Consider the following 13869-nt stretch of genomic DNA (forward strand, 5'->3'; position numbering starts at 1 on the left):
CGAGTCCTGAAATTAAGGGCGTTGAATAATCGATTCGAGAACACGACGTTTCGCTTGGGAGTCAATCCCGATCAGACGAACGTATTCCCCTTGATGGTCGCGCAGACAGGTTTCTAAAGCGGCCACCACATCGGATTCGCGACTGCTCTCGATCGGGGTGCAGCTTTGCCAAGAACTGGTTTTAAAACGACGTTTATCCGCGTGTTCGGCCCCGATTTTGTGACCTTGGTTCAATAAAGAGCGAATTTGAGTGATCGTTTCTGCGGTTAAGGTACTGGTTAAAGTGGCAGTACCGCCGCCAGAAGAACCAGAAGCATAGCTTTTGAAACTCGGTTCAGCAACGGTGGCGGTTTTACTGCTGCCATTACTACTCACCGAACCATCGGGACGCTGGATCACCGTTTCTAAAACCCGTTTTTTGGCTTTAGCATCGATACCGAGTAAGCGGACGTATTCGCCGCTATGTTCCCGTAAACAATCTTCCAAAGCAGTAATTACATCGGATTCGCGATTGCTTTCGATCGGGGCGCAACTCTGCCAAGAACTGGTTTTAAACCGGCGTTTATCCGCGTGTTCGGTGCCGATTTTGTAGCCTTGGGCGAGCAGGGAACGAATTTGAGCGATCGTTTCCCCACTTAAGCTACCACTGCTGCTATAACTGGCTCCGTTACTAGCGGGGGCGCTGTAGCTGCTGGCTTTGCCGCTGCCGTTACTAGCGGGGGTGCCGCCGGGGCGGTGAATAATCATTTCGACGACCCGTTTTTTCGCTTGCGGGTCGATCCCGATCAGGCGGACGTACTCATCGCTATTTTCAGTCACGATCGCTTCAATATCGCGAATGATGCCTGCTTCGCTCTTGGTTTCGATCGCAGGTCCAGTTAACCAAGAACTGGTTTTAAAACGGCGTTTATCCGCGTGTTCGGTGGCGATTTTCAGTCCTTGGGCCAGCAGGGAACGCACTTGTACGGACAGATCCGAATGGCCGTTACCGTTGCCATGACCGCCGTGGACGGCGGTGGTGGTGCGGGCCGTTTCTCCCGGGGTGTCTTCGGGGCGTTGGATAATCATTTCCAGTATGCGCCGTTTAGCGGCGGGATCGACTCCGATCAGGCGGACGTATTCGCCTTGCAGGTCTCTCAGGGAGGCTTCTAGGGATTGGGATACCTGTTCTTCGCGGCCGCCGTCGATAAAGCCGGCACTTAACCAAGAACTGGTTTTAAAGCGGCGTTTGTCAGCGTATTCGATGCCGATCTTGTAGCCTTGGGAGAGGAGGGAGCGAACCTGCGCTCGAATGTTTGTATTTAAACTCATAGGTGTCACCGAATTTCTATATAGCGTCTCATTAGCGATGTTTATAGCGGCTGCTGGTGCAGGAGTCGCTGGGCTGTGGGCTTTGACCGGGACGCTGGGGGCGAGGTCGATATCGACAATGTGACGAGTGAAGGCTCGATCGATTTCTGTGACATCGGGTAAGCGATCAGCCTGTTGTTGGCTGGTGATCACGGAACCGGATGGCACGAATTTACCGGCGGGGATTTCCACGTCTTGAACGAGGGCGTGCATCATGACGATGCAATCGGCCCCGATGCGGGCATTAAAGACGGTGGAGCGAAAACCGATAAAACAGCGATCGCCCACATAGGCGGGCCCGTGAATGAGTGCCATGTGGGTGATACAGCTGCCCCGGCCGATCCACACCGAATATTCTCGGCCGTCATCTCCCACCACACGGCTTTTTTCTAAACCGTGGATGATTGCTCCGTCCTGAATTTTGCTGTCGTCGCCAATGTGAAAGGGGGTTCCTTCATCGGCGCGGATGGAAGTCCCCGGAGCAATCACCACTCGCGCCCCGATCTCGATAGCGCCACTGAGGTTAGAGAAGGTGTGGACTTTGGCACTCTCGTCTATGTGCGTTTCCTCTGGGGATTTGGTCCGCTTTTTCGGACTAGCCGCCGTTGTGCGGACGACCATAGTTAGTCTTCCTCCATACTGAATTTGGCTGGCTGGTTGTTACTTAACTGTGTTTGGGTTCTATCGATGTTTAACCGGATTGACGAAATTCGTCCCTCTTGCTGTAGAGGGTGCGATTTTCTACGGTTATAGTGTCAATAATCCCCACCACCATCGCGTCAAGGGGGCGATTGTTCTGTCCGTCTTCGATACGGGCGGCTCCTCCCCGGGACACTAGCACCCATTCATTAATCCCCGCTCCGACAATATCACCCGCTACTTCGTATTTAGGCAAAAGTTGCCCTTGCGCGTCGATGAATTGCAAAAGCAGAAGTTTCACTCCCGTCATACTGCGCGGTTTCAGGGAGCTAACGACGGTGCCGCAAACTTTGGCAATTTGCATGGAATTTGTTTACACTAAAAGTTAGTTGCGCTCTAGATTCGTCTTAAAGGTTGCGGGTTAACACTTTCACGAAACTGTTCCACGGCTTCTGTATAACGAATGGGAAGAACGTATTCGAGGTTTTCGTGGGGACGGGCGATGATGTGGGTCGAGAGGACTTGACCACCCTTAACACGATTAGATGCCGCTTCTGTCCCCGCCGATACGGAGGCCTGTACTTCCGAAACGTCCCCCCGGACGATGACGGTGACGCGACCACTACCAATTTTTTCGTAACCTACTAGGGTTACGCGGGCGGCTTTTACCATGGCATCAGCCGCCTCGACGACGGCTGGGAAACCCAAGGTTTCCACCATGCCCACTGCAATTGACATAATATTTTTGTCTCCTAATGGTTGGCTTTCTTCGACTCTATAGATGCTGACCCCGATTAACGGTGTTTAATAGCTGCGGAATTGCTCTACTTCTTCGGTGTAGCGAATGGGCAGCACGTATTCGAGGTTTTCGTGGGGACGAGCGATGATATGGGTAGATAGCACTTGTCCTCCGTTAACCCGGTTGGCGTTTTCCACTCCGGCAGCCACAGAAGCTTGCACTTCTGAAACGTCTCCCCGGACAATGACAGTGACGCGACCACTACCGATCTTTTCGTAACCCACTAGAGTCACCCTGGCGGCCTTGACCATGGCATCGGCCGCTTCCACAACGGCGGGAAATCCTAGGGTTTCAATCATTCCTACTGCAATTGGCATTTTTTTGTTCCTCGCTTGTCAAGCCAAACTAAACTATTAATTTCGTTAGCGTTATCAACTTTGTTTCAGTCAAATTCTTTCCTTGTTACTTTTCCTGCTCTAGCTTTGGTGGCAGTCGGGATCGTGGCAAGGTGGGGGTAAGACCATCCTAGATTTTATCTCGATCGTGACCGTTTTCATCCACTAATTTTATTTTCTAGGGCTGGTTGGTAAAAATTTGACGAGTCAGGCAAAATTATCAACCTAAAAAAAGCATAGGAAACTATGACACCTTTGACAATATAAAACATTATGATTATTTCTCATCTTCCGGTTAACGAAAGTTAATCATTCCTTCCCTTCGTCCATCAGCCTCAGCAATTCTCAGGACATTGACAGCTAAAACCTTTGCTATGACTGCATTTGCCCTTTAACTTCTCTCTTGGCAGCTCAATTGTCTCTGCTGGATTTACTGGCAGATAAAAGCCTATTTTTCCCTGATTTCGGCTTTTTTATAATTTTTTTATACTATATACGGCTGGGGTTGGGGAGAGAGGAGTGGGGAGAATAAATAAAAATAATCTCCTGACTCCTGACTCCTGACGGCTAAAAAACTGATCACTGATTCTAGCGATCGATCTCACCTTCGTAGGGTTGGACACCGATCGAGGGATAATTATCGTGGTTAGGGCTGAAAACTTCTAACACTGCATGAGCTAACTTTTGGAAAAAGTCGGGACTCTCGTGCAAGGATTTAAGTGCCGCTTCTAATTCCGGACGGGAGAAATCGAAGCCTTGAGAGCGAGCTATCTCTAGTAATTGCTGAGGATCTTGGGTTGAACGCATTTTTTTACCCAATTCTTCGTTTTTAGCGGCTAAGGCGAAAAAGTCGAACACTTGATTTTTAGACATATAAATACTTTTCCTTTGATGATTAAAGGTGTGGCCTCGGCGGCGTGGAGGTTAAACTGCCTAGTATGGTTTATTTTTATCCTACCAGTCAGGAGATATCCTCAAAGCAAAAGTTTCGTTTTTATTTGCTTGTATGGCTGAGTATGCTTTAGGTCTAATTCTGAGGAGTGGGAAGTGGGAAGATGAAAGAGGTTTCTTTCCCCACACCCTACACCCCACACCCCACACCCTACACTCTCTTTCAAGTCAGAGAATAAATAGCCTAAAATAGAAACCTGCACTCTTGTTTCTGTAGCCAGCATCATGAATAAGTCCCCACGTCGTTACCATATCACCACCTTTGGTTGTCAGATGAATAAAGCTGACTCCGAACGCATGGCGGGTATTTTAGAAGATTTGGGGTTTCAATGGTCCGAGGATGCCAACGAAGCCGATTTAATCCTCTACAATACCTGTACAATTCGCGATAATGCCGAACAGAAGGTTTATTCCTATCTCGGCAGACAGGCTAAACGCAAACAAACTCAACCCGATCTTACTCTAGTGGTCGCTGGCTGCGTGGCCCAACAGGAAGGGGAACAATTGTTAAGACGGGTTCCCGAGGTGGATTTAATTATCGGTCCGCAACACGCAAACCGCTTGGGAGACTTATTACAACAAGTTTTTGACGGTTCCCAGGTGGTGGCCACCGAACCCATCCACATCATGGAAGATATCACCAAACCGCGCCGGGATAGTAATATTACCGCTTGGGTGAACGTCATCTATGGTTGTAATGAACGCTGTACCTATTGTGTGGTTCCGGGGGTGCGTGGGGTGGAACAATCGCGCACTCCTGCGGCAATTCGAGCAGAAATGGCACAATTAGGACAACGGGGTTATCAAGAAATCACCCTTTTAGGTCAAAATATCGATGCCTACGGACGGGATTTACCCGGAGTGACGGCAAGCGGCCGACATCTGCACAATTTTACCGATTTACTGTACTACATTCACGATGTGGCCGGCATTGAACGTCTCCGTTTTGCCACCAGTCACCCCCGCTATTTTACCGAACGTTTGATTAAAGCTTGTCAGGAATTACCTAAAGTTTGTGAACATTTTCATATCCCTTTTCAATCGGGGGATAATGATATCCTCAAGGCCATGAAACGGGGCTATACTCAGGAAAAATACCGACAAATTATTGCTAATATTCGCAATTTAATGCCGGATGCTGCCATCAGTGCCGATGCGATTGTCGGATTCCCCGGAGAAACAGAGGCACAGTTCGAGAATACTTTAAAATTAGTCGATGAGATTGGTTTTGATCAATTAAATACGGCGGCCTATTCTCCCCGTCCAGGCACTCCGGCTGCTATTTGGGATCATCAATTAAGTGAGCAGGTAAAAAGCGATCGCCTACAAAGATTAAATCATTTAGTGGCCACAAAAGCTGCTGAACGTTCCCAAAGATATTTAGGCAGAATTGAGGAAATTTTAGTGGAAGACGTTAACCCTAAAGATGCTAGTCAAGTTATGGGAAGAACTAGAGGCAATCGCTTAACTTTCTTTACGGGAAATATTGAGGAATTGCGAGGCACATTTGTTAAGGTTAAAATTACCGAAGTCCGTCCCTTTAGTTTGACGGGAGTGAGCTTTTAAGTAGTGGTGCAAAACTAATTTCTTGGTTAGGAGAGGCAAAAGGCAATAGGCAAGAGGTTGTTAAATATGTGTAACTAATTTTGCTTAGGTACTTAATAGTTCACAGTGACCCCTCTTATTCAGGGGGATCCCCCCGCCTATCGGCATCCCCCTTATCAAGGGGGCAGGGGGGATCAAAGGCAAAATCTATCTTCAATTTAATTATAACTAATTACTTATTTTATGGATATTATCGCTATTTTGCAGCAAGATTATCAAAGATTTCCCCTCGATCAAACCTATGACATTTATGCTGATAACGTTTATTTTCAAGACCCTCTCAATCAATTTCGGGGGATTAAACGCTATCGGGAAATGATTGGTTTTATGAGTCAATGGTTCCAAGCTATTAAGATGGATGTCCACGCAATTGAACAGCAGGGAAATATTATTAATACCCGTTGGACATTGCACTGGACAACCCCTTTACCTTGGCGGCCTCCCATCGCTATTTCTGGCCGCAGTGAATTAACTCTCGATGACAATAATCTGATTATTTCTCATATCGATTATTGGGATTGTTCGCGCTGGGATGTGCTGCGTCAGCATTTACCTTTTCCCGGTTCTTAACTAGATTTTTTAACCAGAAAATGCCGACCAACGAGTGCTCGTTTGCTTGACAAAATCCTGTAAAAATGCTAGTCGTTGATTTTGTTCCCAGACCTGTTTAACTTTATCCTGCAAACTCGTCCAATTCCAATCATTATTCAGTTGCTCGTTAATTTCCTGTTCTTGAAAATATTCAATTAAACTTAAACCTGCTAAACGAGTTAGATAGGCTGCCCCGATTCCCTGCACTGTACCACCGGCGATATAAGTAATCGCATTTCCCTTGAGAATCGTTCCTAATGCTTGGGTTGTCACCTCTACCATGCCCAATTGTACCATCATTTTCCCCAGGGTAGTCATGGCTGTTTTTGCTTGTTCAAGGGACATTTTTTGTTGATAAATTGCCCCTAAATCCACTAACATTTGAGCGTTAGTAGCTGCTGCTAAAACTAAATCTAGGGCCGCCAGAGGATTAGCAAAAGTGGCAGTAGCGGCTATCCATTGGTATTGTTCGATAACAGGTAAAGCCTTTTTGCGTCGGGATTGATTAAGTAATTGTTTGGTTTCCTTGGCTAATTCGAGCGCTTGTCTCCAGATAGTTCCGAGAACTAATTCGGACTTTTCTTGTTCGATAATTTTTCGGAGATGATTATCTAAAGGATCGATAACTACCGTTTGGGGTTCCGTCCATTCCTTGATTTCTCCATTGCTTTGATGTTGACGAACTTTTAGGGGTTCAGGGGCAGCGGCTATGGCTAAAATATGATGAGAGGGAATAGTTTCTTTCAGTCTTTGTTTCAGGGAAAGGAGTATTTCTTCTCTGGTTTCGGCGGGTAAACGATCCTGTTTATTCAGTAACAGGATAACACGCTGGTGCATTCGATCGAATTGCTGGAGGATTTGCCATTCGGAATCGCTTAAATCCCCATTGATGAGATACAAAACTAGGTCGGCTGCCAGAGCCTTTTTCTGGTTAGCGGTGGAGTCGAAAGTCAAAAGGGGTTCCGTTTCCAGAAAAGCGATAGATTCTCCAAGGTTGCCGCTTTCTAGTAGTTTTTTTAAGGCAGTTTTACCAGTTTTTCTAGCACCAGTAATGGCAATTTTGAGGTCTTGGCGACTAAATTCTTGATTTAATTGGCTTAAACTGGTTTTGAGTGGAGTTAAGTCTTGATTAGGGTCTTCTTTGGCCAGATAATTAATTATCTTCTCGGCTTTGCTAATCGCTTGTTTAACCTTTTCTAGACTCAGGGGAGTGGGATGGGAAAAATCGATTTTCGTGTTGGGTTTTTGCCAAAACCAGATACCAGCACCAAGAGCAATCGCACCGAAAATACCCCAGGAACTGATTTCGCTCAGTGTACTATTGAGAGTTTCCCCCAGGGTGAAAGCGATGGTAATGCCTATCCCCGTCACTAAAATCGGTTTACCCAATCTTACCGTCATTTTTCCTCATCCTCGCCAACTGCTGTGATTATTCTAGCTTTTTTGTGCTGGATTTCATCCCAAACTCAACTTTTTAGCTGACAATTCCTCGCTGGTGTCCCGGCCGCTCTTGCCTAAAAAGCTTCAGATATGTCATAATGATTGATTGCGTGTAAATTTATCCGATCCCCTGTTGTTATGGCTAGTAAAAAAGGCGTTCGCCTAATCATCACTGTAGAATGCACGGAATGCCGCAGTAATCCCGATAAGCGTACCCCCGGCGTTTCTCGCTACACCACCAGCAAAAACCGTCGCAATACCACCGGCAGACTGGAAATCAAAAAATACTGTCCCCACTGCAATAAGCACACCGTCCACAAGGAAATTAAGTAACCACACTTTAGTTAAAAAGTCAAGCAATCTTTACAAATCTATGAGCTACTATCGTAAACGTCTCTCCCCCATCTCTCCCAGTCAACCGATTGACTACAAAGACACCGAACTCCTCCGCAAATTCATCACCGAACGCGGCAAACTCCTACCTAGACGCATCACCGGTTTAACTTCTAAACAACAGCGAGATTTAACGGAAGCGGTGAAACGGGCCCGTTTAATGGCTTTATTGCCTTTTGTCAACCAAGAAGCCTAAATTCAGTGATCAGTAATCAGTAATCAGTGAACAGTGATCGCTGAAAATAACACATATAAGTAATAGGACAAAATTAACTTCTTGGTGAGGATAGGCACTCATGGAAGAAGTAATTGGATATGTGTAATTAATTGTATCTAGCTACTTAACTTAAAACTTAAACCTGATCACTGATAACTGGTAACTGATAACTGATAAGCGATCTCAGTATATTGGGGTTGCTTTCTCGTTTTTGCAAAGAAATATATCGAAATCGGCAGCGGATAGGAAAATTCGTGCGAGAATCTAAAGAAATAATTAAATCGCTCTAGGAGTAGCCGACGATTTTGTGATTATCGATCCAAATCCACCAATTAGCACAATGGGAGGCTCTTATGGAAAAGCAGCCATCAGAAACCGAGATCGAGCTAGATAAACAGCTAAAAGAGGAGTATTCCGAGCAGTTTCTGCGTAGTATATTTAATTCCGTGCAAGCGTCGATTTTTGTGGTGGACGTGCTGGAAAATAGAGATTTTCGCTATGTGGGAGCAAACCCCGTTCATGAACGCTGGACAGGATTGCGTTCATCAGAGATTAAAGGCAAAACTCCCGAACAAATCCTTCCCCCCGATGATGCGCGTAGTGTGCGGCAACACTATAGTGATTGTGTGCGTTACGGAACGACTATTTCCTACGAACAGTATTTACCTTTTCAAAATATACCCTACTGGTGGCTAACGACTTTAACACCCCTACGGGATAACAATGCGCGCATCTATCGTTTAGTGGGAACCAGTACCAATATCACCGAACGTAAACAGGCCGAAGAAGCTTTAAGATTACAAGCAGAACGGGAACAACTATTGGGGGTAATGCAGGAAAGAATCCGGCAATCGTTGGATCTTGATCGCATTTTGCAAAGAACCGTTAAAGAGGTGCGACAATTCCTCAACTGCGATCGAGTGTTAATTTATCGTTTATTCCCCGATCATAGTGGCATGATTGTGGTGGAATCCCATACTGCGAGGATTAATTCCGTCTTAGGAAACAGCATCGAGGATCCCTGTTTTAATTTATCCCCAGAACGTCTGGAAAATTATCGTCGTGGGAGAATTCAAGTTATTGAAAATGTCCATAATTCGGGACTTGATCCCTGTTATCGCAACTTACTCACCTCTTTGCAAGTACAGGCTAACTTGGTGGTGCCAATTATCTGCGATAACCAACTCTGGGGGTTACTAATTGCCCAAAATTGCCAAAAAACTCGCTCTTGGCAATCCCAAGAAATCGATCTCCTTAAACAATTAGCCATTCAAGTGGGAATTGCCATTCAACAAGCGGAACTGCACCAACGGGTAAAATGCTTGAATACTGCCTTAGAATCGGAGGTTCAGCAAAGAACCGCCGAATTGCAGATGACTTTGAAGTATGAAGCATTAATCGGACGGATTACCGAAAAAATTCGCGATAGTCTCGATGAAAATCATATTCTGCAAACCACCACTAGGGAATTAGTGCAGGTTTTACCCGCAGAACGGGCCCAAATTGAGCTTTACAATCCCAGTCGCAGCCAAGCTACTATTGTCCACGAATATACCACTCAAGAGCTTATCTGTCAGGGAATTAGCCGTCAAATTAGCGATTTTCCTGAAATCTATCAACCGCTGCTGCACAAACAAATTTTACAATTTGTTGATCGTCTTCCCCTTGGCAATCCGCAAATCTGTCGTGTTAACCGTTGCGCTTGTCCTATCTTTGACGATCAGGGTTTTTTGGGCAATATTTGGCTAATTCGGCCAGCTAATCAGATTTTTAACTCCTTAGAAACTAATTTGATTCAACATATTGCCACCGAATGTGCGATCGCTATTCGCCAGGCGCGACTTTACGAATCTTCCCAAGCACAAGTGAGGGAATTAGAAAAACTGGAAAGATTAAAAAGCGAATTCCTGAAAACCCTTTCCCATGAACTGCGAACCCCGATCACCAGCATCCGTCTAGCGGTGGAAACCCTAGAAAGTCTCCTAGAATATCAAGGGATCAAGATCGATCCAGAGGATTCGATCGGTCAACTGTTGCAAATTCTTAACATTGAATGTCAGCGTCAGAGTAAGTTAGTTAATGATCTGTTAACTTTAACCTATCTGGATGCGGAAAGCGAACCTCCGGCGATCGAAACAATCGACTTACTTTCTTGGCTACCCTTATTAGTGGAACCTTTTCGCACTCTCACCCGCGAGCGACAACAGCAGTTAATTTTAGATATAGATGGGGATATACCGGAGATTAACAGCAATCTTTGTGATATCGAACGCATCATAGCGGAATTACTGACCAATGCTTCTAAATATACCCCAGAACAAGGGATAATTAGGGTAAATGTCTGGCGTGCAGACGAGCAAATATTAATTAATGTGAGCAATTCAGGAGTAGAAATCCCTCCAGAGGAATTATCAAGAATATTTGCTCCTTTTTATCGCATTCCTCACCACGATCCCTGGCGCTACAGTGGCACCGGTTTAGGTTTAGCTTTAGTCCACAAACTGATTAAACCCCTGAATGCCACCATCGATGTCACCAGTGCCAATGCTGTCACCACTTTTACCCTCACCTTGCCAATCTAGTCAAGCAGAAAACTTTTTAGAAAAAAACCTTGCAATTATTTCGAGGGCGTGCTATATTGATAAAGGACTAAAAAAAGCCGAGATAGCTCAGTTGGTAGAGCAGAGGACTGAAAATCCTCGTGTCCGCGGTTCAAATCCGCGTCTTGGCATCGAAAAAACACCAAAATTTGCCCTGTATTTACTTTCTAATCTGCTAGGTTTTGTAAATGCAGCTGACTCTCTTAGGTTTGGTGGGTAAAATGTATTCTAAGATACAGTATTGCGGGCGAACGACTGGAACGAACCACTCCAGACACAAAGGACACAAAGATTGATCGCTACTATATCAGTTAAACTTATCACACAAAGAATAAGAGAGCCTGCAGCCTTTCTCGTCAAGATGAAGTGTAACCTAATTTGGTAAGCTAAAAGCTTTGATGTACTTAGTTTCTGACCTTGTTTTTAGGTGGGAGAATTGCCAGATTCTTTCTTTTGCCTGTTGCCTGTTGCCTCTTGCCTATCTTCACTAGGAAATTAATTTTGCACGACTACTTACTTTTTGATTTTGGGCTTGACGTGAGCGGTCACGGATTAAGATAATCTAACAAGTATGTACGACAATGAAATCCTAGACTCTAGCAACTCCTTAAATAATCCTCTCGATGGGAGCGATCCGGATCAAGCAGCGGAAATCCTCCCCGATCCCGAGGAAATGCTTTCATTGCTTACTTCTGCTCATGTTAGCGAGAGAATGATCGCCGCTCGCGCCTTTTGTGAATTGCGTGACGAAAGAGCGATCGCCCCCTTACTAGAGATGTTAAACGATGTCTGTCCCCTGGTGCGTGTCAGTGTCGCCTACGCTTTGGGACGAAATCCCAGTCTTAGCTCTGTGGCTCCCTTAATCGATTTACTGGCCAGGGATTGGAATGGTTACGTCAGAAAAGGGGTAGTTTGGGCCCTGGGTAACTGTGGTGATCGCAGAGCGATCGATCCTTTGGTTCATGCTCTCAAAACTGATATTTCGGCGGTGCGATTATGGGCCGCCAGTAGTTTGGCCCAGATTGCCAAGGTCAATTATGAAGATATCATCACCGTCTTGCCGCCTTTAATTGAAGGATTGCGCCGGGATTTAATCGCAGCGGTGCGGAGTAATTGCGCTTGGTCGATCGGTCAATTATGCCGAGAATTGCCCTTCAATGTGATTTATGCCACGGCGATCGATGCTTTGATCGAGGCCTTGGTGGAAGACGAGGATTTAGGTGTCAAGGAAGATGCTAGGGGTGCTTTATTAAAGGTGGGCGACCCAAGAGGATTACAATTGATCGAGGAATTAGAGCTTGAAGGAATTATCTAAACCGCTAATTTTGGGCGTTACAGGGGCATCAGGGCTGATTTATGCCGTGCGTACCCTCAAATATCTACTTTTAGCCGACTACACGATCGATCTAGTGGCCTCCAGATCAGCTTACACCGTCTGGCAAGCAGAAGATAATATTCGGATGCCGCCAGAACCGGAGCTGCAAGAACAATTTTGGCGCAGTCAAGGCGGGGTGATGGAGGGGGGAAAATTACGCTGTCATCGTTGGGGTGATGTGGGGGCAACGATCGCCAGTGGTTCCTATCGCACCCTTGGTATGGTAATTATTCCCTGTAGCATGAGTACAGTGGCCAAATTAGCGGGGGGATTAAGTTCCGATTTGCTAGAAAGAGCGGCCGATGTGCAGATTAAGGAGGGCAGAAAATTGGTTTTAGTGCCGCGAGAAACTCCTTTTAGTTTAATTCATCTGCGTAATTTAACTACTTTGGCCGAGGCGGGCGTTAGAATCGTGCCAGCAATACCGGCATGGTATCATCATCCCCAATCGATCGAGGATTTGGTCGATTTTGTCATCGCTCGTACTCTCGATCAGTTAGATATCGATTGTGTGACAATTAATCGCTGGCAAGGACATTGACAGTTATCAGTTATCAGTTATCAGATGTAAGTTATCAGATGTAAGTTATCAGATGTAAGTTTTAAGTTAATTAGTTAGGGTTTGCTGAATAAATTTGAAATGTAGGCAAAGTAAGGGTTTTGGGGCTTTTCTCGCTCCCACAGGTGCAAGATTTTGAGAGAATCGTCGTTCAAAACCTTGCGTCTTCATCGGCCCGCGTCCTGTAGGGGCGAAGCATTCGGGCAATAACCTATCGGTGAAGACGTAGATTTTCTATCCGAATGCTTCGCCCGTACTTATTCAGCAAACCCTAGTTAGTTAGTTATCTTTATCTTTATACCTGTTTACTGTTTACTGATCACTGTTTACTGATCACTGATCACTGAATTAAGGGAGGTAAAAATGGGCTGGATTATGGTCTTATTTGCGATCGCTGTAGGCGGATTACTGATCTGGCAGAATCTGGGGGTGATCACTTTGGTCTTTTTTGGCGGTATTATGACGGTAAAACTGCCCCTAGCAGTCTGGGTGTTACTTTTCACCCTAGCGGGAATTATCAGTGGTTTAACCCTGCAATTTCTCTATAGTTTTGGTCGTCCTTTGGCTGCCCCAAAAGCCTCCCCTCGTATAGCGAATAATCCTACAGTACCACCGCCATCTCCCCGACCTACCTATATTCAATATACTGCTCCGTCTGCACGGGGTAACGATTGGGAAAGAGATAGCGGTGATGATTGGAATTTTGATACACCCCCCGAAAAACCGACGACCATTCAGGATCGGGAAGAATTTTCGTCTAGGCTTGCAGATGAGGAAAAAGCAAATTTTGTCAAGCCTCCTAGTGACAGTTCTCAAACCGGCTCAATTTATTCCTATAGTTACCGCACAGCCAAACAGACTCGCGGGGAAAAAGCCGATCAAGTGTACGATGTCAATTATCGGATTATTACGCCCCCCGCCCAAGATCAAAACGAAGATCGGGAGGTAAACAAAGGGGATGAAGAGGAGTGGATTTAACTTTGACAGAGACAGAACCGGTGCTGATCAGCTAAAA

At 45.7% G+C, this 13869-nt stretch carries 14 protein-coding genes and 1 tRNA gene; 9 read left to right on the plus strand and 6 right to left on the minus strand.

Annotated elements, in window-relative coordinates; genetic code table 11:
* Positions 1 to 12 precede the first annotated feature (12 nt).
* From ACQY1Y_RS07415 to ACQY1Y_RS07435, 5 genes are all read right to left on the minus strand, one after another.
* Positions 13 to 1971: a ribulose bisphosphate carboxylase small subunit gene (locus tag ACQY1Y_RS07415; protein ID WP_430014283.1), complete on the minus strand. Its 1959-nt coding sequence runs from the start codon at positions 1969 to 1971 to the stop codon at positions 13 to 15.
* Between the two features lie 70 nt (positions 1972 to 2041).
* Positions 2042 to 2353 (minus strand): EutN/CcmL family microcompartment protein, encoded by a 312-nt coding sequence (locus ACQY1Y_RS07420; protein ID WP_002759323.1) that lies wholly within the window; start codon positions 2351 to 2353, stop codon positions 2042 to 2044.
* A gap of 32 nt (positions 2354 to 2385) precedes the next feature.
* A complete protein-coding gene (locus ACQY1Y_RS07425) occupies positions 2386 to 2727 on the minus strand; it encodes a carbon dioxide-concentrating mechanism protein CcmK (RefSeq protein WP_002733426.1) in 342 nt (113 codons plus the stop codon).
* Positions 2728 to 2793: 66 nt separating this feature from the next.
* Entirely contained in the window at positions 2794 to 3105 is a 312-nt protein-coding gene (locus ACQY1Y_RS07430; RefSeq protein WP_002734613.1) for a carbon dioxide-concentrating mechanism protein CcmK, read from the minus strand.
* Between the two features lie 606 nt (positions 3106 to 3711).
* On the minus strand, positions 3712 to 3996 hold the full coding sequence (locus ACQY1Y_RS07435) for a Nif11-like leader peptide family natural product precursor (RefSeq protein WP_002731728.1): 285 nt from the start codon (positions 3994 to 3996) through the stop codon (positions 3712 to 3714).
* A 303-nt stretch (positions 3997 to 4299) separates the two neighbouring features.
* Between ACQY1Y_RS07435 and miaB the strand changes: the two genes are divergently transcribed.
* Together miaB and ACQY1Y_RS07445 are read left to right on the plus strand one after the other, a co-directional pair.
* Positions 4300 to 5640 (plus strand): tRNA (N6-isopentenyl adenosine(37)-C2)-methylthiotransferase MiaB, encoded by a 1341-nt coding sequence (gene miaB / locus ACQY1Y_RS07440; RefSeq protein ID WP_430014284.1) that lies wholly within the window; start codon positions 4300 to 4302, stop codon positions 5638 to 5640.
* 222 nt (positions 5641 to 5862) lie between these two features.
* A complete protein-coding gene (locus tag ACQY1Y_RS07445; protein WP_002777287.1) occupies positions 5863 to 6249 on the plus strand; it encodes a DUF2358 domain-containing protein in 387 nt (128 codons plus the stop codon).
* A gap of 9 nt (positions 6250 to 6258) precedes the next feature.
* Here ACQY1Y_RS07445 and ACQY1Y_RS07450 read toward each other — a convergent pair whose 3' ends face one another.
* A complete protein-coding gene (locus ACQY1Y_RS07450; protein ID WP_430014285.1) occupies positions 6259 to 7671 on the minus strand; it encodes a slr1306 family protein in 1413 nt (470 codons plus the stop codon).
* 177 nt (positions 7672 to 7848) lie between these two features.
* On the opposite strand from ACQY1Y_RS07450, the gene rpmG reads away from it, so the two are divergent.
* From rpmG to ACQY1Y_RS07485, 7 genes are all read left to right on the plus strand, one after another.
* Positions 7849 to 8043, plus strand: a complete 195-nt coding sequence (rpmG, locus tag ACQY1Y_RS07455; RefSeq protein ID WP_002734724.1) for a 50S ribosomal protein L33 — start codon at positions 7849 to 7851, stop codon at positions 8041 to 8043.
* A gap of 40 nt (positions 8044 to 8083) precedes the next feature.
* Positions 8084 to 8299 carry a 30S ribosomal protein S18 gene (gene rpsR / locus ACQY1Y_RS07460; protein WP_002732313.1) on the plus strand — a complete coding sequence of 72 codons (216 nt, stop codon included), beginning with the start codon at positions 8084 to 8086 and terminating at the stop codon, positions 8297 to 8299.
* A 374-nt stretch (positions 8300 to 8673) separates the two neighbouring features.
* Complete coding sequence (locus tag ACQY1Y_RS07465; RefSeq protein ID WP_016515025.1) at positions 8674 to 10902, plus strand: sensor histidine kinase; 2229 nt, start codon at positions 8674 to 8676, stop codon at positions 10900 to 10902.
* Between the two features lie 76 nt (positions 10903 to 10978).
* Positions 10979 to 11051: transfer RNA gene (locus tag ACQY1Y_RS07470), tRNA-Phe, on the plus strand.
* A 440-nt stretch (positions 11052 to 11491) separates the two neighbouring features.
* Entirely contained in the window at positions 11492 to 12235 is a 744-nt protein-coding gene (locus tag ACQY1Y_RS07475; protein WP_430014286.1) for a HEAT repeat domain-containing protein, read from the plus strand.
* The gene (locus tag ACQY1Y_RS07480; RefSeq protein WP_430014287.1) at positions 12219 to 12836 is read left to right on the plus strand and encodes a flavin prenyltransferase UbiX; all 618 of its coding nucleotides are present in this window, start codon (positions 12219 to 12221) and stop codon (positions 12834 to 12836) included. The genes ACQY1Y_RS07475 and ACQY1Y_RS07480 overlap by 17 nt, the downstream gene beginning before the upstream one ends.
* A gap of 381 nt (positions 12837 to 13217) precedes the next feature.
* On the plus strand, positions 13218 to 13832 hold the full coding sequence (locus ACQY1Y_RS07485; protein WP_430014288.1) for a hypothetical protein: 615 nt from the start codon (positions 13218 to 13220) through the stop codon (positions 13830 to 13832).
* Positions 13833 to 13869: the final 37 nt, after the last annotated feature.

The sequence above is a fragment of the Microcystis ichthyoblabe FBCC-A1114 genome, assembly GCF_050500245.1.
In the GTDB taxonomy this organism is placed as follows: Bacteria; Cyanobacteriota; Cyanobacteriia; order Cyanobacteriales; family Microcystaceae; genus Microcystis; species Microcystis ichthyoblabe_A.